General features: G+C 70.8%; 17 protein-coding genes and 1 riboswitch. Of the genes, 9 read left to right on the top strand and 8 right to left on the bottom strand.

Features of this window, described 5'->3' with window-relative positions:
* Window position 1: 1 nt before the first annotated feature.
* The 5 genes from iolC to HUW46_RS08035 are packed head-to-tail and all read right to left on the bottom strand — an operon-like array spanning window position 2 to window position 4,619.
* A complete protein-coding gene (gene iolC / locus HUW46_RS08055) occupies window positions 2-934 on the bottom strand; it encodes a 5-dehydro-2-deoxygluconokinase (RefSeq protein WP_215546689.1) in 933 nt (310 codons plus the stop codon).
* Window positions 931-1,704, bottom strand: a complete 774-nt coding sequence (locus tag HUW46_RS08050; RefSeq protein ID WP_215546688.1) for an ATP-binding cassette domain-containing protein — start codon at window positions 1,702-1,704, stop codon at window positions 931-933. Before HUW46_RS08050 ends, iolC begins: the two co-directional genes overlap by 4 nt.
* Window positions 1,701-2,729 carry an ABC transporter permease gene (locus HUW46_RS08045; protein ID WP_215546687.1) on the bottom strand — a complete coding sequence of 343 codons (1,029 nt, stop codon included), beginning with the start codon at window positions 2,727-2,729 and terminating at the stop codon, window positions 1,701-1,703. The genes HUW46_RS08050 and HUW46_RS08045 overlap by 4 nt, the downstream gene beginning before the upstream one ends.
* A complete protein-coding gene (locus HUW46_RS08040; protein ID WP_215546686.1) occupies window positions 2,726-3,715 on the bottom strand; it encodes a sugar ABC transporter substrate-binding protein in 990 nt (329 codons plus the stop codon). The genes HUW46_RS08045 and HUW46_RS08040 overlap by 4 nt, the downstream gene beginning before the upstream one ends.
* A gap of 13 nt (window positions 3,716-3,728) precedes the next feature.
* The gene (locus HUW46_RS08035) at window positions 3,729-4,619 is read right to left on the bottom strand and encodes a sugar phosphate isomerase/epimerase family protein (RefSeq protein WP_215546685.1); all 891 of its coding nucleotides are present in this window, start codon (window positions 4,617-4,619) and stop codon (window positions 3,729-3,731) included.
* A 144-nt stretch (window positions 4,620-4,763) separates the two neighbouring features.
* Here HUW46_RS08035 and HUW46_RS08030 point away from each other — a divergent pair, with 144 nt between their 5' ends.
* Window positions 4,764-5,780, top strand: a complete 1,017-nt coding sequence (locus HUW46_RS08030; RefSeq protein WP_215546684.1) for a LacI family DNA-binding transcriptional regulator — start codon at window positions 4,764-4,766, stop codon at window positions 5,778-5,780.
* Complete coding sequence (locus HUW46_RS08025) at window positions 5,777-6,778, top strand: Gfo/Idh/MocA family protein (RefSeq protein ID WP_215546683.1); 1,002 nt, start codon at window positions 5,777-5,779, stop codon at window positions 6,776-6,778. Before HUW46_RS08030 ends, HUW46_RS08025 begins: the two co-directional genes overlap by 4 nt.
* Window positions 6,779-6,797: 19 nt before the next feature.
* On the opposite strand, the gene HUW46_RS08020 is transcribed toward HUW46_RS08025, so the two are convergent.
* Both HUW46_RS08020 and HUW46_RS08015 read right to left on the bottom strand, forming a co-directional pair.
* Complete coding sequence (locus tag HUW46_RS08020; protein WP_215546682.1) at window positions 6,798-8,438, bottom strand: hypothetical protein; 1,641 nt, start codon at window positions 8,436-8,438, stop codon at window positions 6,798-6,800.
* Window positions 8,439-8,539: 101 nt separating this feature from the next.
* Window positions 8,540-9,361: an amidohydrolase family protein gene (locus tag HUW46_RS08015; protein WP_254125930.1), complete on the bottom strand. Its 822-nt coding sequence runs from the start codon at window positions 9,359-9,361 to the stop codon at window positions 8,540-8,542.
* Window positions 9,362-9,459: 98 nt separating this feature from the next.
* On the opposite strand from HUW46_RS08015, the gene HUW46_RS08010 reads away from it, so the two are divergent.
* Genes HUW46_RS08010 through HUW46_RS07995 form a run of 4 tightly spaced genes read left to right on the top strand, consistent with a single transcriptional unit; the run spans window position 9,460 to window position 13,658 of the window.
* Complete coding sequence (locus HUW46_RS08010; protein WP_215546681.1) at window positions 9,460-10,824, top strand: glutamine synthetase family protein; 1,365 nt, start codon at window positions 9,460-9,462, stop codon at window positions 10,822-10,824.
* The gene (locus HUW46_RS08005) at window positions 10,805-11,530 is read left to right on the top strand and encodes a gamma-glutamyl-gamma-aminobutyrate hydrolase family protein (RefSeq protein ID WP_215546680.1); all 726 of its coding nucleotides are present in this window, start codon (window positions 10,805-10,807) and stop codon (window positions 11,528-11,530) included. The genes HUW46_RS08010 and HUW46_RS08005 overlap by 20 nt, the downstream gene beginning before the upstream one ends.
* A complete protein-coding gene (locus tag HUW46_RS08000) occupies window positions 11,527-12,891 on the top strand; it encodes an aldehyde dehydrogenase family protein (RefSeq protein ID WP_215546679.1) in 1,365 nt (454 codons plus the stop codon). The genes HUW46_RS08005 and HUW46_RS08000 overlap by 4 nt, the downstream gene beginning before the upstream one ends.
* 2 nt (window positions 12,892-12,893) lie before the next feature.
* Window positions 12,894-13,658: a 3-oxoacyl-ACP reductase gene (locus HUW46_RS07995; protein ID WP_215546678.1), complete on the top strand. Its 765-nt coding sequence runs from the start codon at window positions 12,894-12,896 to the stop codon at window positions 13,656-13,658.
* A gap of 309 nt (window positions 13,659-13,967) precedes the next feature.
* On the opposite strand, the gene HUW46_RS07990 is transcribed toward HUW46_RS07995, so the two are convergent.
* Window positions 13,968-15,173 carry a S8 family peptidase gene (locus HUW46_RS07990; RefSeq protein ID WP_215546677.1) on the bottom strand — a complete coding sequence of 402 codons (1,206 nt, stop codon included), beginning with the start codon at window positions 15,171-15,173 and terminating at the stop codon, window positions 13,968-13,970.
* 87 nt (window positions 15,174-15,260) lie between these two features.
* On the opposite strand from HUW46_RS07990, the gene HUW46_RS48230 reads away from it, so the two are divergent.
* From HUW46_RS48230 to gcvP, 3 genes are all read left to right on the top strand, one after another.
* On the top strand, window positions 15,261-15,902 hold the full coding sequence (locus HUW46_RS48230; RefSeq protein WP_254125928.1) for an alpha/beta fold hydrolase: 642 nt from the start codon (window positions 15,261-15,263) through the stop codon (window positions 15,900-15,902).
* Between the two features lie 84 nt (window positions 15,903-15,986).
* The gene (locus HUW46_RS48225) at window positions 15,987-16,505 is read left to right on the top strand and encodes a hypothetical protein (RefSeq protein WP_254125926.1); all 519 of its coding nucleotides are present in this window, start codon (window positions 15,987-15,989) and stop codon (window positions 16,503-16,505) included.
* 78 nt (window positions 16,506-16,583) lie between these two features.
* A riboswitch (glycine riboswitch) is annotated at window positions 16,584-16,681 on the top strand.
* Between the two features lie 149 nt (window positions 16,682-16,830).
* Complete coding sequence (gene gcvP / locus HUW46_RS07980) at window positions 16,831-19,665, top strand: aminomethyl-transferring glycine dehydrogenase (RefSeq protein WP_215546676.1); 2,835 nt, start codon at window positions 16,831-16,833, stop codon at window positions 19,663-19,665.
* Window positions 19,666-19,680: the final 15 nt, after the last annotated feature.

The raw sequence follows: 19,680 nt of genomic DNA, 5'->3' as shown, positions 1-19,680 counted from the left end.
GTCACAGCAGCTCCTCGATCTCCTCGGTCGTCGGCATCGCGTCGGCGCAGGCGAGCCGCGACGCGACGAGCGCGCCCGCGGCGTTGGCGTAGGACGCGATGCGGGGCGGGTCCCAGCCCGACAGCAGGCCGTGCACGAGCGCGCCGCCGAACCCGTCGCCCGCGCCGAGCCCGCACACCACCTCCACCGGCCGCGGTTTCACCGTCCAGCTCCGCTCCGGCGTCGCGACGAGCACGCCGTCCGCGCCCTTCTTGATGATCGCGAGCCGGACACCGCGGTCGAGCATGCGGCGCGCGGCCTCGCCGGGATCGCCGGTGCCGACCGCCACCTCGGCTTCGGTGCGGTTGCCGACGGCCACCGTCACGTGGTCGAGCATCCAGCCGATCTCGGCGCGCGCCGCCGTCACGTCCGGCCAGAACATCGGCCGGTAGTCGAGATCGAGCACGGTGTGCTCGCGACGTCCGCGCCGCAGCAGGATTTCGCGCTGGGTCGAGCGCGCGGGCTCCGTCGAGACGCCGGTGCCGGTGACCCACAGCAGCGGCACCGCGTCCACCACGTCCCACGGCACGTCCTCGCCGGTGAGCGTGAGATCGGGGGCGATGGGGGAGCGGTAGAACAGCAGCGGCGGGTCGGCGGGCGGGTCGAGCGCGCAGAACACCACCGGGGTCTGCAGATCCACCGCGGTGCCGACGTGCTCGGGTGACACCCCGAACCCGGACAGCGCCTGGCGCACGTAGTCGCCGAAGCCGTCCGGGCCGACCTTCGTGAGCACGCCGGTGCGGCGGCCGAGCCGGGCGGCGGCGACCGCGACGTTGGTCGCGGTGCCGCCGAGCGACTTGGCGAACGTGCTGACCCCGGCGAGCGGCACGCCGCTCTGCTCGGGGTAGAGGTCGACGCCGACCCTGCCGACCGTGAGCGCTTCGAGACCCGTCATGATTGCCTTAGCTCGTGTTCGAGCGCTTCCAGCTCGGCGCCGCCCGCCATCTGCCTCGTCAGCTCAGCTATGTCTATTTCAGACTTTTCAAAGCTGCCCAATGCCTTGCCGCGCTTGAGAAGCAGGAACCGGTCGGCCACCGGGTAGGCGTGGTGCGGGTTGTGGGTGATCAGCACGACGCCGAGGCCGCGGTCGCGCGCCTGCGCCACGTACCGCAGCACCACGCCCGCCTGCTTGACGCCGAGCGCGGCGGTCGGCTCGTCGAGGATGAGCACCTTCGCTCCGAAGTGGACGGCGCGCGCGATCGCCACGCACTGGCGCTCCCCGCCGGAGAGGGTGCCGACGGGCTGCTCCACGTCGCGGAGGTCGATGCCCATCTCGGCGAGCGCGGTTCTGGTGGTCGCCGTGGCCTTCGCGCGGTCGAGCATGCGGAACGGGCCGATCCCCTTCGTCGGCTCCGAACCGAGAAAGAAGTTGCGCCACACGCTCAGCAGCGGGACCACGGCGAGGTCCTGGTACACCGTGGCTATCCCGCGGTCGAGCGCTTCGCGGGGAGAGGCGAACCGGACCAGCTCACCGTCCACCTTGAACTCGCCCTCGTCGTGCTGGTGCACACCGGCCAGCACTTTGATCAAAGTGGACTTCCCGGCGCCGTTGTCGCCGAGCACGCAGGTGACCTCGCCCGCGTTGACCACAGTGGACACCTCCCGCAGCGCGACCACGCTGCCGTAGGTCTTCCCGACACCCGAGACTTCGATCAAGGCCGTCATCGCCGCACCCTCTCCGCCCGCCGCCGGAAGGCGTTGTTGACCAGTACCGCGGACAGCAGCATCACGCCGAGGAACAGCATGAACCAGTCGTTGTCCCAGCGCGCGAACACGATGCCCTGCCGCGCCATGCCGAAGATCAGCGCGCCGATCGCGGCCCCGATCGCGGAGCCGAAGCCGCCGGTGAGCAGGCAGCCGCCGATCACCGCGGCGATGATGTACTGGAACTCCAGCCCGATGCCCTGGTTCGCCTGCACGGTGGCGAACCGCAGGATGTTGATCGAGCCGACCAGCCAGCCCGCCAGCGCGGTGCCCATGAACAACAGGATCTTCGTCCGCGCCACCGGCACGCCGACCGCGCGCGAGCTCTGCGCCGAGCCGCCGACCGCGAACACCCAGTTGCCGAACCGGGTGCGCACCAGCAGCCACGCCGCGGCCGCGGCCACCCCGAGCCACCACAGGATGGAGATCTGGAACTTCGTGCCCCCGATGTCCACAGTGGAGGCGAACACGAACCCGGCGGAGGCGTACCCGTCGGTGCCGCGCATCCCGGACACCGCGACCGTGCCGGTGACGAGCTTGGTCACGCCGAGGTTCAGGCCCTGCAGCGCGAGGAAGGTGCCGAGCGTGACGATGAAGCTCGGCAGCCCGGTCCTGAGCACCAGCCAGCCGTTGAAGGCGCCGACCGCGAGCGCGAACACCAGCGACACCAGCAGCGCGAGCCACACGTTCAGCCCCGCCTCCGTCGCCAGTATCGCGGTGACCAAGGAGGTGGAGGCGGTCATCACGCCCGCGGACAGGTCGAACTCGCCGCCGATCATCAGCAGCGACACCGCGACCGCCATGATGCCGAGCGTCGACGCGTCGTCGAGCCAGGTCGCCACGCCGTCACCGGAGAGGAACTGGTCCGCGGCGACGGTGAAGAACGCGAACACCACGACCGCGCCGATCAGCGCGCCGATCTCGGGGCGCACCACGAGCCGGTCCAGCGGCCGTGGCTTGGCAAGCCGTTCGTCGATCGCGGTCATCGCGTTCCCCTCCTGACGTACTCGCCGACCTTGTCCACAGTGGACTTGTCGACCAGGTCGGGCCCGGTGAGCACCGGCTTCCCGCCGCCGACGACGTTCGCGTTGTCCCGGTAGAGCTTGAGGAACAGCACCGGGAGGTACCCCTGCTCGTACTGCTGCTGGTCGACCGCGAACACCACGTCCCCGGTCCTGATCGCGGCCACCACGTCGGAGTTCAGGTCGAACGTGCCGATCTGCGCCTTCGAACCCGCGGCCCGTGCCGCGCTCACCGCGCGCGCGGCGACCTGGGAATTCAGCGTCAGCACGGCGTCGATCGAAGGATCGGACCGCACCGCGCCCCTGATCCGCGACTCCGCGTCGGCCGGGTTGCTGATGTCGACCTGGAGGTCCTGCACGGCGCCGCCGAACCCGGTCTTCGCGCCGTCGCACCGCTGGGCCTGGCCGACATTGCCCGCTTCGTGGATCACGCACAGCAGCTTCGCCTTGCCGAGCTGCTTGAACCGCTTCCCGGCCTCCTCGCCCGCGATCGTCTCGCTCTGCCCGACGTGGGTGAGCGCGCCGTACTCCGCGCTGTGCTCCTCGCCGGAGTTGATGGTGATCACCGGGATGCCCGCGTGCACGGCGGCTTCGACCGAAGGCTTCAGCGCCTCCGGGTTCGCCATCGACACGACCAGCCCGCCGACCCGCTGCGCGACCGCGTTGTCGATCAGCTTGGCCTGGTTGCCCGGATCGCCGTCGGCGTTGTACTCGACTTCGACGCCGAGTTCCTTGCCCGCCGCCTCGGCGCCGTTCTTGACCACGTTCCAGAACGCGTCACCCGCGGTGCCGTGGGAGACGACCGCGACCTTGAGCGGGCCGCTGGACAGCGGCGCGTTCGCCGTCGGCGCGGCGGATTCCTCTTCGGCCGCGGGGCCCGTGCAGGCGGCCAGCAGCACCGCCGCGACCGCGCCGAGCGCCGCGACCTTTCCGAAGCGACAAGACGTCATTGTCTCTCCTCGCTTATCGAACCGGTAACCGGTCGACGATGCCTTCCAGGTGCGCGAGGCTTCGCGCGGTGTCCCGTTTCGGCTGCCCCGCCGGGCTGTCCTGGCCGAGCGCGGTGTCCTGTTCGAGGACGTACCAGCCGTCGTAGCCCGCGTCGTGCACGAACCGGACCATCGCCTCCACGTCGACGTCGCCATCGCCGAGCGGCGGGTAGAGCCCTCGCCGCACCGCTTCGGCGTAGGGGAGGTTCCCGGCGCGCACGTCGTCGGCGAGCGCGCCGCGCACGTCCTTGAGGTGCAGGTGCCCGATGCGCGCGGGGTGCCGCTTGGCGAGGTCGACCGGATCGGTGCCGCCGATGAGCAGGTGCCCGGTGTCCAGGCACAGCGGGAGATCCGAGTCCGCGAGGAACCGCTCGACCTCCGCCTCGGTTTCGACGTGCGTGCCGACGTGCGGGTGCAGCACCGCGCGCAGGCCGTGGCCCTCGGCGATGTCGCGCACGCGCGCGGAAGTCGCGACGAGGGTGTCCCATGAGGACGCGGTCAGGGTGGGCCGTTCGTCGTAACCGGCTGATCCGGTCGCGGCGGCGAGCACCAGCACGTCGGCGCCGCACGCGGCGAAGAGCGCGGCCGAGTCTTCGGCGGCGGCGACCGCCGCGTCCGGATCCTGGTGCAGGGGAACGGCGAGGAACCCGCCGACGAGGGAAAGTCCGTGGTGGCCAAGGAGTTCCCGCAGTTCGGCCGGGTCGCGGGGCAGGTACCCCGGCGGGCCCAGCTCAGTCGCGGTGATCCCCAGTTCGGCCATTTCGGCGAGCACGGCCGGCGCGTCGAGCACCCGGCCCCAGCCCGGTACTTCGCAGACGCCCCAAGAGATCGGGGCGGCCGCGACGCGGATACGGAATGATGGCATCGGTGGCATCTCCAGCCTGGACGGGGACGGGGGTGCGGTTCGGAGCGCCTGTGCGGTATTGATTAGAGCGCTCTAATCTTGTATCCTGCGTCACAGCAAGTCAAGGACGGATTCGGTGTCCGCCAAACGGCAGGGGAGGCAGTCTTGGCGCGTCCGACCATGGAAGACGTGGCCGCGCGCGCGGGCGTCTCCCGCGCGCTGGTGTCACTGGTGATGCGGAATTCGCCGAAGGTGAGCGACCACCGACGCGCGGCGGTGCGCGCCGCGGCGGCGGAGCTGGGGTACGAGCCGCACGTGATGGCGCGCTCGCTCGCCAGTCGCACTTCGACGGTGCTCGGGGTGATGGTGTCCGATCTGCGCAACGCGTTCTTCGCCGAGGTGGTCGAGGGTCTCGACGCGGCCGCGCAGGCTGCCGGGTTCGACCTCGTCCTCAACACCGGCGGCCGCAGCCCGTCGCGGGAGCGCGCCGCGTTGCGGAGCCTGCTGTCCTTCCGGCCAGCCGGGGTGATCCTGCTGTCGCCGGTGATCGCCGCGTCGGCCATCGAGGCGGCGTCGAGGCAATGCCCGGTGGTGCTCGTGTCGCGCGCCTCCCGAGCCTCCACTGTGGACACCGTGAACGACGACGGCGAGGCGGGCGCGGCACTGGCCGTCGACCACCTCGTCTCGCTCGGGCACCGGCGGATCGCGCATCTCGACGGCGGTGGCGCCGCGACGGCGGCCGCGCGCCGCAAGGGATACCTGCGGACCATGCGGCGGCACGGGCTCGAACCGCAGGTCGTGCACAGCGAGCACACCGACACCGCGGGCGAGAAGGCGGTGCGGGACCTGCTCGGCGCGGGCGGCCCGGTGCCCACGGCCGTGCTGGCGGGCAACGACTTCAACGCGGTCGGCGCGATCTCCGCGTTCGAGGACGCCGGTTTCCGGGTGCCCGGTGACGTGTCCGTCGTCGGGTACGACAACACCTCGCTCGCCGCGCTTCGCCACGTCTCACTGACCACTGTGGACCAGCCGCGCAGCGAAATGGGCAGGCTGGCCGTCGAAGCGCTGCTGGAACGGGTGCGCGGGGAGCGAGCCGAACCCGTGCGGCACCAGCTGCACCCGTCGCTGGTGGTCCGATCGACCACCGCGGCACCCGATCCCGAGCAGGCGGAGGCGACATGAGGCTGGGACTGGCCGGCACCGGCCGGATCGGCACCACGCACGCGGAAATCCTGAAACAGCAGGAGGAAGTGTCCTCGCTCGTGCTCGCCGACGCCGACGCGGCGCGCGCGCACGCCGTGGCCGCGAAGCTCGGGGTGGAGAGCGCGGACACCATCGACGCGCTCTTCGAGTCCGATTTGGACGGTGTGGTGATCGCGGCCGCGACGGACGCGCACCCCGAACTGATCATCGGTGCCGTCGAGGCGGGCTTGCCGGTGTTCTGCGAGAAGCCGGTGGCGGCGGACATCCCTGGCACGCTCGCCGTGCTCGCGCGGATCGGCGCCTCGGAGGTGCCGGTGCAGCTCGGGTTCCAGCGCCGGTTCGACGCGGGGTACGCGGCCGCGCGGGCCGCGGTCCGGTCCGGTGAGCTGGGCTGGATCCACACCGTGCGCGCGACCACTTTGGACCCCGCGCCGCCGCCGGCCGAGTACGTCCCGCGGTCCGGCGGGCTGTTCCGCGACTGCGGCGTGCACGATTTCGACGCCATCCGCTGGGTCACCGGCCGCGAAGTGGCCGAGGTGTACGCGGTCGGCGCGAACCGGGGCGCCGCCTTCTTCGCCGAAGCGGGCGACGTCGACACCGGGGCGGCCGTCCTCACCCTCGACGACGGCACGCTCGCGCTGGTCTCGTCCACCCGGTACAACGCCGCGGGCTACGACGTCCGGCTGGAGGTCCTCGGGATGCGCGACAGCGTGGCCGTCGGCGTCGACGACCGGCTGCCGCTGCGCTCGGTGGAACCCGGCGTGCCGCCCTTGCCGGGACCGGCATATCCGGGCTTCATGGAGCGATTCCGCCCGGCCTACGTGCGCGAGCTGGCCGCCTTCGTGTCGGTGGTGGCGGGGCGGGAACCGAGCCCGTGCGGTGTCCAGGACGCGCTGGAAGCCTTCTACGTCGCCGAAGCCTGCGAACTGTCCCGGCGCGAACGCCGCCCGGTGACGATCGAGGAAGTGCGCGGCTGACTGTCCTTTTCGGACTCCGCTACCACGGGATGAAGATCCGGGGCGGAACGACGACGCGCGGGGGCGTCACGATCCGCGGCGGAATCCGGAAGGTGTCCGGGGGAGTGTAACCGCGGTACCCGCCGGAGCCGTAGTTGTACGGGTAGCTCGGCGGCAGCCGGTAGAACTCGGGACCGAGGAGCTTCGGCAGCCGCAGCGGCAGGCGCGACAGTCCCTGCAGGGTGGGCAGTTTCGCCTCCGGCGGCGGGATGGAGGCCACCTTTTCGGCGACCTTCGCCTCGATGAGCACGCGGTTGGCGTCCAAAGTGGACAGGGTGGCGGCGAGCGCGTCCGCCGCCTGCTTCGCGTGCGGTGCGGCATCCGCGACGGGCTTGCTCACGTCGGTTTCGGCGACGATCGCCTTCGCTTCGCGGTCGGCGGCCGCGTCGAGGTCGCCCGGGTTCCTGAGCACGACCGCGAGCAGCCGGTCGTAGGCCTTGGCGACCTTGTCCTGCAAGGTCTTGTCGGCCGCTTCGGCGAACGCCTGCAGCAGCGGCTCCACGATCGGGACGGCCTCGGTCAGCGGTTTCGTGGCGGCCAGTATCCGTTCGCTGGTCACCTTTTCCACCTGCAGCGTGACTTTCTTCCTGCTGTCGGCGACGAGATCGATCCCCGGCCGGGGCGGCCGCTCGGACACTGCCTTCCTGGCGGCGTCGACCTGCTCCTGCGTGGCGTCCGGCGTGTCCGTGCGCCCGGTGGTGTCCACGCGCAGGTCTGCGACCAGGTCGGTGGCGCGCTGGCTCTTCGCGGTCTCCTCCGCGACGGTCTTGTCGACCGACGGCTCGCTGATGCCGTGCACGGATTTCGCGGTGGCGGCCCGCTCCCGGACGCGGTCGACCGCGCTGCCCAGATCCGCCTGCTTGCCCAGCGTTTGCAGGTACGGCACGGGGAACGCGGAGCGGACCTTGCCGTAGAGGTCGTTCGCGACGCGTTGGGAGAGGTCCGCCTCCACCGCCTTGGTGACTTCGGCGTAGCCCTCCTGCGCGATCTTGAGCCGCAGGTGCAGGTTCGTGGTCGGCGCGCCTGCCTGCATGCCGAACAGCGTGAACGACGCGAGGGCCGCCAGCCCGGCCGCGGCGGGGCCGCTGTACCGGCTGTACCACTCGGTGCCCCGGCCCAGCGCCGAAGAGACCCGGAACCGCCACCCGCGCCCGGCCGCGGGGGTGCCGCGCCGCCGTGCCAGCAGCAGGCAGGTCACCAGGTACACACCGATGAGCACGGCGAACACGGCGAACTCGCTCAGCTTGAGGGTGTCCGAGAAGAACTTCGAGACCGTCTCGAAGAAGTGCTGCAGGCCGGTCAGCCAGCCGATGTCCGCCGCGCCGCCGAACAGTTCGACGACCACCGAAAGCAGCCAGTACAGGGAGGCCGCGGTGGTGATCGGGATCAGGTAGAGCACGCCGTAGGCGCACAGGTGGTAGCGCAGCCCTGGGTTGTCTCGCAGCCGGTCCGGCGCCAGCTCGCTCCGCGCGCGCTTCACCTGGCGGCGGCAGAACGCGACGAGTGCCCACACCGCGCCGATCAGCAGGCCGTATCCCAGCGTCGGCGCGATCAGGAAGCACAGCACCACCGCGCCGACCCCGAAGGTGACCAGCGTCTGCTTGTTCGTGCTCATGGTCATCGCGTGCTCCCCTCGCACGAGGAATGTCCAGAAAAGCACGCCCGGTCAGCGGAGGGAATGGTCCGTCGGTGAACGCGCGCCGTGCCGCGCCGACCGGAAGCTCACATCCGCAGATCGAAGACGCGTCGCGCGTTGCCGCCGAGGAACAGTTCGGTCGCCTCCACGTCGAGCCCGAGTTCGGGGAGGTGTTCGAGGCAGCGGCTCGGCGTCACCATCGGGTAATTGCTGCCGAAGAGCACGCGGGACCGCCCGCGGCCACGCATGAACTCGACCAGCTCCGGCGGCAACCGGTGCACCGCGTAGGCCGAGGTGTCGATGTGGAAGTTCGGGTACTTCCTCGCCAGCGAAAGGACTTCCGCCATCCACGGGTAGCCGACGTGGCCGCCGATCACGACCAGCTCGGGGAAGTCGAGCAGCACCTCGTCGAGGTAGGGGATGGGGCGGCCCGGCTCGGACGGGCACAGCGGCCCGGTGTGCCCGATCTGCGTGCAGAACGGCACGTCCTCCTCGACGCACGCGACGTAGAGCGGGTAGTAGCGGCGGTCGTTCGGCGGCAGGTTCCACAGCCACGGCACCACCCGCACCGCGACGAACCCCAGCTCGCGGACGTACCAGCGGATCTCCTTGACGGCGGCGACCGGGTCGGCGAGGTCGACGGAGACCACGCCCGCGAACCGGCCGGGGAACCGCTCGACAAGCGCGGCGACCTCCTCGTTCGAGATCAGCGAACCCTGGGGACCGTGCCAAGCCGACAGCAGCCCGACACCGACCTCCGCTTCGTCCATCGCGGCGAGGGTGTCCTCGACCCTCGGCACCGCACGGGACATCGAGGTCCAGCGCAGCAGGCTTTCCAGCCACGGCTGCGCGAGGAAGCGCTCGGTGGGCTGTTGCATCCAGACGTCGACCGTGTCGCCGGAAGTCACCTCGTGACGATAACCCGATCCCGCGGGTCCGGTTGACCTCGCTTCAATGGGTCTGCTTTGATCCTTAAGACTCCGGGTAGCTCCAGGAAAGGGCCGCGATGGCAGGCAACACCGGCATGCTCACCCTCGACCGGCTGCGCGAGCTGGTCGCGGCGGGCGCGATCGACACCGTCCTGGTCGCCATGACGGACATGCAGGGCAGGCTCCAGGGCAAGCGGTGCGCGGCTGAATACTTCCTCAACGAGGTCGTCCCGCACGCCACCGAGGCGTGCAACTACCTGCTCGCGGTCGACGTGGACATGAACACCGTCGACGGGTTCGCGATGTCGTCGTGGGAGCGCGGCTACGGGGACTTCGTGCTGCGGCCCGATCTGTCCACCCTGCGGCACGTGCCGTGGCACGAGGGCACCGCGCTGGTGCTGTGCGACGTCGAATGGGTCGAAGGCGGCGAGGTGAGCGCGTCGCCGAGGCAGATCCTGCGCCGCCAGCTCGACCGGCTCGCCGAGCGGGGCCTCGCCGCGTTCGTCGGCACCGAGCTGGAGTTCATTCTCTTCGACGACAGCTACGAGGACGCGTGGCGGCGCGGTTACCACGGCCTGAGCGGGTCCAACCAGTACAATGTGGACTATTCGCTGCTCGGCACCGGGCGCGTGGAGCGGTTGCTCCGCCGCATCCGCAACGCGATGACCGGCGCCGGGATGTACGTCGAGTCCGCGAAGGGCGAATGCAACCTCGGCCAGCAGGAGATCGCGTTCCGCTACACCGGCGCGCTGGCCACCTGCGACAACCACGGGATCTACAAGACAGGGGCGAAGGAGATCGCCGCGCAGGAGGGCAAGAGCCTCACCTTCATGGCGAAGTACGACGAGCGCGAGGGGAACTCCTGCCACATCCACGTCAGCCTGCGCTCCACCGAGGGCGAGGCGGTGCTCGCCGGTGACCGGCAGGGCGGGTTCTCGGAACTGATGGAGCACTTCATCGCGGGCCAGCTCGCCTGCCTGCGGGAGTTCACCTACTTCCTGGCGCCGAACATCAACTCCTACAAGCGTTTCGTGCCGGGCAGCTTCGCGCCGACCGCGGTCGCGTGGGGCACCGACAACCGCACGTGCGCGCTGCGCGTGGTGGGTCACGGGCCGTCGCTGCGGGTGGAGAACCGGGTGCCGGGCGGCGACGTGAACCCCTACCTCGCGGTCGCCGCGCTGATCGCGGCCGGGCTGCACGGCATCGAGCGGAAGCTGCCGCTGGAGCCGGAACTGACCGGAAACGCTTACGAGTCCGGCAAACCCACCGTGCCGACGACCCTGCGGGAAGCCGCCGCGCTGCTGGAAGGCAGCGAACTCGCGCGCGCGGCGTTCGGCGAGGACGTGGTGGCCCACTACCTCAACGCGGCGCGGATCGAGCTGGCCGCCTTCGACGCCGCCGTCACCGATTGGGAGCGGATCCGTGGCTTCGAACGGCTCTGACCCGGTCATCGGCCTGACCACGTACCTCGAACCCAGTTCGTTCGCGGTGTGGGAGACCGAAGCCGCGCTGCTGCACCGCGTCTACCTCGACGGGGTGGTGCGCGCGGGCGGGATCCCGGTGCTGCTGCCGCCGGTCGTCGACGCGCCGGACCGGCTGCTGTCCGTTGTGGACGGTCTGGTGCTGGTCGGCGGCGCGGACGTGGAACCGGCGCGGTACGGCGAGGAACCGCACGAAACCACCTACACCAGGCCGGACCGGGACTCCTTCGAATTCGGGCTGCTCGACCGCGCGCTGGCCACCGGGGTGCCGGTGCTGGGCGTCTGCCGCGGGATGGAGGTGCTCAACGTCGCGCTCGGCGGGACGCTGACCCAGCACCTGCCCGAGACCACCGGGGATCTCGCGCACCAGCCCGCGCGCGCGACGTTCGGCACCACCACGGTCACCCTCGCCGAAGGCAGCCTCGCGGCGTCGATCCTCGGCGGGGAGACGAAGGGGCGCTGCTATCACCACCAGGCCGTCGCCGCGCTCGGGGACGGCCTGCGCGCGGTGGGCTGGGCATCCGACGGCACGGTCGAGGCCGTCGAGCTGCCCGGTCCCGGTTTCGCGCTCGGGGTGCAGTGGCACCCGGAACAGGACATCGACGACGTCCGCCTCTTCGCCGCGCTCGTCGCGGCGGCGAAGGAGCGACGAGAGAAGGGCGCTTGAGCATGTTCGACGTCATCAACCCCGCCACCGAAGCGGTGGTGACCGGGGTCGAGGGGACCTCCGCCGAGGAGACGGACGCTGCGATCGCGAGAGCGCACGCCGCCTTCCCCGCGTGGCGCGCGGTGGCCCCCGGGGACAGGGCGCGCCTGCTGCGGCGGTTCGCCGACGCGGTGGACGCCGATCTCGAAAACCTGGCGCGCCTCGAAGTGGCCAACTCCGGGCACACGATCGGCAACGCGCGCTGGGAGGCGGGCAACGTCCGAGACGTGCTCACCTACTACTCGGCCGCGCCGGAACGGCTCAACGGCAAGCAGATCCCGGTGCCGGGCGGGCTGAACGTCACGTTCCACGAGCCGCTCGGCGTGGTCGGCGTGATCGTGCCGTGGAACTTCCCGATGCCGATCGCGGGCTGGGGTTTCGCGCCCGCGCTCGCGGCGGGCAACACCGTCGTGCTCAAACCCGCCGAGCTGACCCCGCTGACCGCGATCCGGCTCGGCGAGCTGGCGCGCGAAGCCGGGATCCCCGAGGACGTGTTCCAGGTGCTGCCCGGCAAGGGATCGGTGGTGGGGGAGCGGTTCGTGACCCACCCGCGCGTGCGGAAGGTGGTGTTCACCGGGTCCACCGAGGTCGGCAGGCGGATCATGGCTGGCTGCGCGGAGCAGGTGAAGCGCGTGACGCTCGAACTCGGCGGGAAGAACGCGAACATCGTGTTCGCCGATTCCGATTTGGACAAGGCAGCCGCGACCGCGCCCTACGGCGTGTTCGACAACGCGGGCCAGGACTGCTGCGCGCGCTCGCTGATTTTGGTGCAGCGCAGCGTCCACGAGAAGTTCATGGCGCTGCTCGAACCCGCGGTCTCGGGCGTCGTGGTGGGCGACCCCGCCGTGGAAAGCACCGAGATGGGCCCGCTGATTTCCGCGCGGCACAAGGAAAAGGTCGCCTCCTACCTGCCCGACGGCGCGCCGATCGCGTTCCGGGGCAGCGCGCCGGACGGGCCGGGTTTCTGGTTCCCGCCGACCGTGGTCACCCCGCCGGACCTCACCGATCCCTTGGCGGCCGACGAGATCTTCGGCCCGGTCGTCGCGGTCGTCGGATTCGAGGACGAGGCCGACGCGATCGCGATGGCCAACCACACCGAGTACGGGCTGTCCGGGTCGATCTGGACCCGCGACGTCGGGCGCGCGCTGCGCGTGTCCCGCGGCGTCGAAGCGGGCAACCTGTCGGTCAACTCGCACTCCTCGGTCCGCTACTGGACCCCGTTCGGCGGATTCAAGCAGTCCGGGCTCGGCCGCGAACTCGGCCCCGACGCCGTCGACGCCTTCACCGAAACCAAGAACGTCTTCATCAGCACGGAGGAATGAGCATGCAGCGGTTCGAAAACCGCGTCGCGGTGATCACCGGCGGCGCGAGCGGTATCGGTCTCGCCACGGCGCACAGGCTCGCGAGCGAGGGCGCGAAGATCGTCATCGCCGACGTCGACGACGCCGCGGGCAAGGCGGCGGCCGACGAGGTCGGCGGCGCCTACGAGCACACCGACGTGACGAACGAGGCCGAGGTCGAAGGCCTGTTCCAGCGCACGGTGGACAAGTTCGGCAGCGTGGACGTGGCATTCAACAACGCGGGCATCTCACCCGCCGACGACGGCTCGATCCTGGAAACCGGTATCGACGCGTGGCAGCGCGTGCAGCAGGTGAACCTGACCTCGGTGTACCTGTGCTGCAAGTACGCGCTGCCGCACATGCGCCGCCAGGGCAAAGGGTCCATTGTGAACACGGCGTCTTTCGTGGCCGTGATGGGCGCGGCGACCTCGCAGATCTCTTACAGCGCCTCGAAAGGCGGGGTGCTGGCGATGACACGGGAACTCGGCGTGGAATTCGCGCGCGAGAACATCCGCGTCAACGCGCTGTGCCCCGGCCCGGTGAACACGCCGCTGCTGAAGGAACTGTTCGCGAAGGACCCGGAACGGGCGGCCCGCCGGCTGGTGCACGTCCCGGTTGGACGGTTCGCCGAACCGGAGGAAATCGCCGCCGCGGTCGCCTTCCTGGCCAGCGATGACGCTTCGTTCATCACCGCGTCGCAGTTCCTGGTCGACGGCGGCATCTCCAGCGCCTACGTCACTCCTTTGTAGACGCCGCATGCCCCGAAGGTGGCTTTCGGGGCATCTACCGCCCCGAAGGTCACCTTCAGGGCATACGGGCCGCGGGGGTCGTGCGTGCGGGGGGTGGATTTGTGTCGTCTAGCGCCCTGAAGGCCACCTTCGGGGCATGCACGGCCCGGCCCGCGCACCTGCGAGGGCCGAGAAAGTGACGCTAGATTCCCCGAAGTGGCCTTCGGGGACCACGGCACCCTCCCCGCCACACATCTCACGCAATCATCGAGGCTTGCCGTGCCCCGAAGTGGCTTTCGGGGCACGGCAAGCCTCTTCGGGGCAAAACCCTCAGGGGCCCGTGTACAGCAACAGGTTCGGGGTGCCGGGCATCGCGTAGCCGATCTTGTCGCGCGTCGCGTTCTCCGTCAGGGCCCGCTGCACCTCCTCCGGCGAAGCGCCGGGGTGGCGCGAAAGGTACACCGCCGCGGCGCCCGCCACGTGCGGCGAGGACATCGAGGTGCCGCTCATCGCGCCGCTGCTGTGGTCGTCGGCGAAGGTCGACGAAACGATGTCGGTGCCCGGCGCGAACAGGTCGACGCAGTCGCCCCAGTGGCTTTCCGCGGCGCGGTCGTCCTTCTGGTTGGAGTTGGCGACCACGATCGCCTCGCGGACGTTGGCCGGGGTGAATGTGCACGCCGGGACGAAGAAGTTGCCCGCGGCGATCGTGTAGGTGATGCCGGAGGCGATCGAGCGGCGGACGGCGTTCTCCAGCGCGGGGGAGCTGCCCGGGTACCCGAGGCTCATGTTCGCCACGGCGGGGTGCTTCGCGTTGGCCGTCACCCAGTCCACACCGGCCAGCACGGAGTCGCTCGGCGTCACGGTGGTGCCGCAGGGCTGCACGCGCACCGCGACGATCTTCGCCTTGGGCGCCACGCCGAAGGTCTTGCCCGCCACCGTGCCCGCGACATGGGTGCCGTGCCCGCAGGCGTCGCTCGCGTCGGGGTCGTTGTCGACGAAGTCCCAGCCCGACGTCGCGCGGCCTTCGAACTCGTCGTGGGTCAGCCGCACACCGGTGTCCAGCACGTACGCGGTGACGCCCGCGCCGCCGTCGGCCTGCCGGGTGGCGTCGCCGTCGAGCGGGAGGTCGCGCTGGTTGATGCGGTCGAGGCCCCAGCTGGGCACCGCCGAAGGCGTGCTGGGAGTAGCCGCGTCGGTCCGCATCGAGCGCACGGTTTCGATCGAGGCCACGTCCGGATCGGCGGCCATGCGCTTCGCCCGCGTCGGGTCCATCCGCGCGGAGAACCCGCGAATCGTTGCCTGGTAACGCCTTTCGACGTTCGCGTCGTAGGCGGCGGCGACCCGGTCAATGACATCGGTGGCGCCAGCGGTGTTGTCTTTGAGCGTGACGATGTACCGCCCGGCCACCACGTCGTCCGCGCCGGCGTTGACGATCGTGCCTTCGGCCGGTGCCGCGGCGGCGAGCGTGCCACCGGTCACGGCCGCGGTGACGACCAGCGCGGCACCGGAGATCCACAGAGCTGTCCTTCGCGTCATGCGCGCACCTTAGAGAGGACCGATGAAATCCTGATAACGACTGAAGTCGGGTGACCCCGGCGACCCGGCGCTGACATGATCGGGCGCATGCCCGCCACGAACATCGTCAGCACCCGCGTCCGCACCCACGGCCTCGCCCTGACCGAGCACGAGGTCACGGTCCCGCTCGACCACGCCGATCCCGGCGGCGAGCTGATCACCGTGTTCGCGCGCGAGGTCGCGGATCCGGACGGCACGGACAAACCGTTCCTGGTGTACCTGCAGGGCGGCCCCGGCCACGAGGCGCCGCGGCCGACGCGGCACCCGTCCGGCCCGGCGTGGCTCGAACGGGCGCTCAAGGACTACCGCGTGCTCATGCTCGACCAGCGCGGCACCGGCCGGTCGACGCCGGTGGGCGACCCGGTGGGGGAGACACCCCAGCAGCAGGCCGACTACCTCAAGCACTTCCGCGCGGACTCGATCGTGCGGGACGCCGAACTGGTCCGCGAGGCGCTCGGCGGCGACAAGTGGAGCGTGACCGGGCAGTCCTTCGGCGGGTTCTGCACGCTGAGCTACCTTTCGCTGGCTCCCGAAGGGCTGCGGGAGGCGTTCTTCACCGGGGGAGTGCCGCCGGTCGGCCGCGACGTCGACGACATCTACCGCAAGACCTACGAGCGGGTCGTCGAGCGCACGCGCCGCTACTACGAGCGCTACCCCGCGGATCGCGACCGCGTGCTCGAAATCCACTAGTGGCTGGAGAACGAGGACGTCCGCCTGCCCTCCGGCGACCGCCTGACCCCGCGCCGCTTCCAGCAGCTCGGCCACGCGCTCGGGATGAGCGACGGCGCCGAGCGCCTGCACTACCTGATCGAGCTGCCGAAGGGCTCGCGCGCGTTCCTCCACGACGTCGAAGCGGCCGACCCGTTCCGCCGCAACCCGCTGTACGCGGTCGTGCACGAGTCGAGCTACGCCGACGGGGTGGCGACGCGCTGGTCGGCCGAGCGCACGCGGCCCGACCTGCCGCCGGAGGGGTTCACCGGCGAGCACGTCTACCCGTGGATGTTCACCGAGTACGGCGAGCTGGCGCCGTGGCGGGAGGCGGCCGAGATCCTCGCCGAGTACGAGTGGCCGAAGCTGTACGACGCCGAGCGGCTCGCCGAGAACGAGGTGCCCGCCGCCGCGGCGATCTTCGCCGAGGACGCCTACGTCGAGGCCGAGTACTCGATGGAGACCGTTTCGCTGGTCCGCGGCCTCCGCCCGTGGCTGACGAACGAGTACGAGCACAACGCGATGCGCGCCGACGGCGGCAGGGTGCTGGACAGGCTCATCGACCTGGCACGGGGCCGCGCGTGAGGTGAACCGCCTCGGCTGGACGAGGCCCGAGGCCAGCACGTACGGTATGCACGATAAACAACTGCAGATCGGGCTGAACGAGCCGGAGCGGGAGAGCCCCCGCCGCCTTGGCGGACGGGGCACCGAAGGAGCAAACTCCCCACCAATCTCTCAGGTACAACTACCGCTTCAGGCCAGGCCACTCTGGAAAGCAGGCGCACGCGCGCCTCACCCAAGGTGAAAGCCCCCGCTCCGGCGAGGGTGAAACTCTCAGGTGCCATGACAGAGGGGGAGTTCCCAGCGCGGACGGGTCGCCCCGTGTGCGCACCGACCGAGGAGCTCCCACATGAGCAGTAGTCCTTTTGCTTCCCGGCACATCGGACCCGCCGAGGCCGAGCAGGCCAAGATGCTGGCCGAGGTCGGGTACGGCAGCCTCGACGCGCTGGTCGACGCGGCGGTGCCGACGGCCATCCGCGCGCACCGCGAGCTCGACCTGCCGCCCGCCGCGTCCGAAGTGGAAGCCACCGCCGAGCTGCGCGCGCTCGCCGCCCGTAACCGCCCGATGACGCAGATGATCGGCCTCGGCTACGCGGACACGGTGACCCCGTCGGTGATCCGCCGGAACGTGCTGGAGAGCCCGGCCTGGTACACCGCGTACACGCCGTACCAGCCGGAGATCTCGCAGGGCAGGCTCGAAGCGCTGCTGAACTTCCAGACCATGGTCGCCGACCTGACCGGGCTGACCACCGCGAACGCGTCGCTGCTCGACGAGCCGACCGCGGTCGCCGAGGCCGTGCTGCTGATGCGCCGCGCGTCGAAGGCGAAGTCGTCGAAGGTCGTGCTGGACGCCGAGTGCCTGCCGCAGACCATCGCGGTGGTGCGCACGCGCGCCGAGGCCGTCGGCATCGAGGTGGAAGTCAGGGACCTGCTGACCGGCCTGCCCGACGAGTTCTTCGGCGTCGTGGTGCAGTACCCCGGCGCGTCCGGCGTGCTGCGCGGGCACGGGTTCTACCAGGGGATCTCCGAGCTGGCGAAGGCCGCGGGCGCGCTGTACACGGTCGCGGCGGACCTGCTGGCGCTCACCATGGTCACCGCGCCGGGCGAGTTCGGCGCCGACATCGCCGCGGGCGTGACGCAGCGCTTCGGCGTGCCGCTCGGCTACGGCGGCCCGCACGCCGGGTACCTGTCCGTCCGATCAGGACTGGAACGTTCGCTGCCTGGCAGGCTCGTCGGGGTCTCCGTGGACGCCGACGGCGTGCCCGCCTACCGCCTCGCGCTGCAGACCCGCGAGCAGCACATCCGCCGCGAGAAGGCGACTTCGAACATCTGCACCGCGCAGGTGCTGCCCGCGGTGCTCGCCGCGATGTACGCCGTCTACCACGGTCCCGACGGCCTGAAGGCGATCGCGACCCGCGTGCACGAGCACGCCACCGGCCTCGCCGCGGCACTGCGCGACGGTGGGGTCGAGGTCGTGCACGAGTCGTTCTTCGACACCGTGCTCGCCAGGGTGCCCGGCAAGGCGGCGCGGGTCGTCGCCGACGCGCGCAGGCTCGGCGTCAACCTCGGCCTCGCCGACGCCGACCACGTGCGCGTCGCCTGCGACGAAGTGACCACAGTGGACACCCTGCACCGCGTGCTGGTGGCGTTCGAGCTGGAAGCCCACGCGAAGGCCGAGGGCAGTGCGCTGCCGTCGAGCATCGTGCGCGAAAGCGGCTACCTGACCCACGAGGTGTTCCACAGCCACCGGTCCGAGACCGCGATGCTGCGCTACCTGCGACGACTGTCCGATCAGGACTACGCGCTCGACCGGGGCATGATCCCGCTCGGCTCGTGCACCATGAAGCTCAACGCCACCACCGAGATGGAGCCGATCAGCTGGCCCGAGTTCGCCGGGATCCACCCGTTCGCGCCCGCCGAGGACGCCGAGGGCTACCACGAACTGGTCGAGCAACTGGCCGGGTGGCTTGCCGAGGTCACCGGCTACGACAAGGTTTCGCTGCAGCCGAACGCGGGCAGCCAGGGCGAGTTCGCGGGGCTGCTCGCGATCAGCGCCTACCACAAGGCGAACGGCCAGCCCGAGCGCGACGTGTGCCTGATCCCGTCCTCGGCGCACGGCACGAACGCCGCGTCCGCGGTGCTGGCCGGGATGCGCGTGGTCGTGGTGGCCTGCACCGGTGACGGGGACGTCGACCTCGACGACCTCAAGGCCAAAGTGGACAAACACCGCGACACCGTCTCCGCGATCATGGTCACCTACCCGTCCACGCACGGCGTCTACGAGAACGACATCAGCGAGATCTCGCGCATCGTGCACGAGGCGGGCGGACAGGTCTATGTGGACGGTGCGAACCTGAACGCGTTGCTGGGCCTGGCGAAACCGGGCGAGTTCGGCGGCGACGTGTCCCACCTGAACCTGCACAAGACGTTCTGCATCCCGCACGGCGGCGGCGGGCCGGGTGTCGGCCCGGTCGCGGTGCGCGCGCACCTCGCGCCGTACCTGCCGAACCACCCGATGCTCGCGGGCGCCGGGCCGGAAACCGGGGTCGGGCCGATTTCCGGCGCCCCGTACGGATCGGCGTCGATCCTGCCGATCTCGTGGGCCTACGTGCGGATGATGGGGGCGCGCGGCCTGACCGACGCCACCAAGGTCGCGGTGCTCGCGGCGAACTACGTCGCCTCGCGCCTCGGCCCGCACTACCCGGTGCTCTACACCGGCCGCGGCGGCCTCGTCGCGCACGAGTGCATCCTGGACCTGCGCGCGCTCACCAAGGAAACCGGCGTGACCGTCGACGACGTGGCCAAGCGCCTGATCGACTACGGCTTCCACGCCCCGACGATGTCCTTCCCGGTGGCGGGCACGCTGATGGTCGAGCCGACCGAGAGCGAGGACGTGGCCGAGATCGACCGGTTCTGCGACGCCATGATCGCGATCCGGCACGAGATCGACGCCGTCGCCGCGGGGGAGTGGGAGCTGGCGAAGAGCCCGCTGCGGGGCGCCCCGCACACCGCGCAGGCCATTGCCGGTGACTGGGACCTGCCCTACGACCGGATGCTCGCGGTCTACCCGGCCGGGGTCTCGCCGAAGGCGAAGTACTGGCCACCGGTCCGGCGGATCGACGGCGCGCACGGCGACCGGAACCTGGTCTGCTCCTGCCCGCCGCTGAACGCCTACGAGAACTGACCGGAGCGGAAACCC

Origin of the sequence: Amycolatopsis sp. CA-230715 (assembly GCF_018736145.1) — a bacterium.
Lineage (GTDB): Bacteria > Actinomycetota > Actinomycetes > Mycobacteriales > Pseudonocardiaceae > Amycolatopsis.
This window is presented reverse-complemented; position numbering and strand designations above follow the sequence as displayed.

Coding starts and splice junctions, on each gene's coding strand:
- iolC (WP_215546689.1), bottom strand. CDS start 934: ATGACGGGTCTCGAAGCGCTCACGGTCGGCAGGGTCGGCGTCGACCTC.
- HUW46_RS08050 (WP_215546688.1), bottom strand. CDS start 1,704: ATGACGGCCTTGATCGAAGTCTCGGGTGTCGGGAAGACCTACGGCAGC.
- HUW46_RS08045 (WP_215546687.1), bottom strand. CDS start 2,729: ATGACCGCGATCGACGAACGGCTTGCCAAGCCACGGCCGCTGGACCGG.
- HUW46_RS08040 (WP_215546686.1), bottom strand. CDS start 3,715: ATGACGTCTTGTCGCTTCGGAAAGGTCGCGGCGCTCGGCGCGGTCGCG.
- HUW46_RS08035 (WP_215546685.1), bottom strand. CDS start 4,619: ATGCCATCATTCCGTATCCGCGTCGCGGCCGCCCCGATCTCTTGGGGC.
- HUW46_RS08025 (WP_215546683.1), top strand. CDS start 5,777: ATGAGGCTGGGACTGGCCGGCACCGGCCGGATCGGCACCACGCACGCG.
- HUW46_RS08020 (WP_215546682.1), bottom strand. CDS start 8,438: ATGACCATGAGCACGAACAAGCAGACGCTGGTCACCTTCGGGGTCGGC.
- HUW46_RS08010 (WP_215546681.1), top strand. CDS start 9,460: ATGGCAGGCAACACCGGCATGCTCACCCTCGACCGGCTGCGCGAGCTG.
- HUW46_RS07995 (WP_215546678.1), top strand. CDS start 12,894: ATGCAGCGGTTCGAAAACCGCGTCGCGGTGATCACCGGCGGCGCGAGC.
- HUW46_RS07990 (WP_215546677.1), bottom strand. CDS start 15,173: ATGACGCGAAGGACAGCTCTGTGGATCTCCGGTGCCGCGCTGGTCGTC.
- HUW46_RS48230 (WP_254125928.1), top strand. CDS start 15,261: ATGCCCGCCACGAACATCGTCAGCACCCGCGTCCGCACCCACGGCCTC.
- HUW46_RS48225 (WP_254125926.1), top strand. CDS start 15,987: ATGAGCGACGGCGCCGAGCGCCTGCACTACCTGATCGAGCTGCCGAAG.
- gcvP (WP_215546676.1), top strand. CDS start 16,831: ATGAGCAGTAGTCCTTTTGCTTCCCGGCACATCGGACCCGCCGAGGCC.